Genomic DNA, 1,336 nt, shown 5'->3' on the forward strand with positions numbered 1-1,336 from the left:
AGATGTAGGTGTACGACCATATGTATAGTAAACATAAGTCGTTCCCTTGATCGTTTTCTTCGTGATTCCAGTCTCAATCTCAGGAATTTTTACCGTGTATTTCTGGTACATTTCCACCTCCCATAGAGAGTTAATTAACTCTCTATGATTCTACCACTTTGAGGTCGGAATGCAACGGAAAAGCATGTATTTTCAACAAAAACTCGTTATCGACTGCATTTTTAATTTGGTCGAGAGTTAATTATCGGGAAATCCACAATATGTGTGGGTAGGAAATAGCCTCTACCTACCATAATTACAATTGAAAAGGTCATCGGACTCACGTAATGTATAGCTGTCGAAGAAATACAGAACGGAGATTCCAATGACCTCAGCTAATACATTATTGAAAAACATCCTCGGCGTCAAGGGCGCAGTTGTTCAAGGCGCCGATTTCTCTGAAGATGCACGCGGAGTTAAGAAGCTTACTATCCGTATGCGTCCAAAGAAGCGGGAGTCCGACCGCTGTCCGATCTGTGGCAGGCACTGTGCTGTTTATGACAGATCCAGTGTACTGCGTTCCTGGAGAGCGCTGGATTTCGCCGGTATTCTGGTGTATATCAAAGCCTGCACTCAACGAATCAGCTGCCCGAAGCATGGCGTCCTGGTCTCCGCAGTTCCGTGGGCGTTCCACGATTCCGGCTTTACGAAGAGCTTCGATCTGACCGCCACCTGGATGACCGGGAACCTCAGCCGCAGCGCCGTTGCTGAATACCTGCGGATCAACTGGAAGACAGTCGGACGATGCATCACCAGAGCTCGGAAGTGCGTTGAGCCTGACCATTCGAAACGGCTGGATAACCTTGTCAACATTGGCATTGACGAGACCAGCTATCGGAAAGGACATAAGTACATAACGGTCATTGTGAATCACGATACCAACACCGTCGTCTGGGCCTGCAATAAGCCGGTAAGGTGAAGTGATAAACTGAAGTTGTAACACAAATGGCTGATAAAATATAATAGCAAATGGAGGATTTTATCATGCCACAACCTTACGACGAACCATTTAAGAAAAAGATTGTCCGTCTCCGCCTGGAGGAAGGCCGATCCATGAGGAGCCTCACAGAAGAATATGGGGTTTCTAAATCCAGCGTTGTCAAATGGTGTAATGAATTTCGCGAAGAATGCCAGAGTAATCCAGAAAGCCAAAAAGATTATGATACCATGGAGGCAATGCTGAAGCTAAAGAAGGAAAATGAAGAACTCCGAAAAGAGAATCTATTCCTAAAAAAAGCGGCGGCATTCTTTGCGAAGGAAATCGATTAGAGGCTTATCGATTTATCCGAAATTATCA

General features: G+C 45.4%; 1 protein-coding gene and 1 pseudogene. Both read left to right on the forward strand.

The genetic code is table 11. From position 1 onward, the window contains the following. Positions 1–364 precede the first annotated feature (364 nt). Positions 365–958: a helix-turn-helix domain-containing protein gene (locus GCWU000341_RS07450; protein WP_009215257.1), complete on the forward strand. Its 594-nt coding sequence runs from the start codon at positions 365–367 to the stop codon at positions 956–958. A gap of 65 nt (positions 959–1,023) precedes the next feature. Next, a pseudogene (locus GCWU000341_RS07455) lies at positions 1,024–1,336 on the forward strand (transposase); the annotation flags it as partial.

It is taken from the genome of Oribacterium sp. oral taxon 078 str. F0262, from assembly GCF_000160135.1.
Classification (GTDB): domain Bacteria; phylum Bacillota; class Clostridia; order Lachnospirales; family Lachnospiraceae; genus Oribacterium.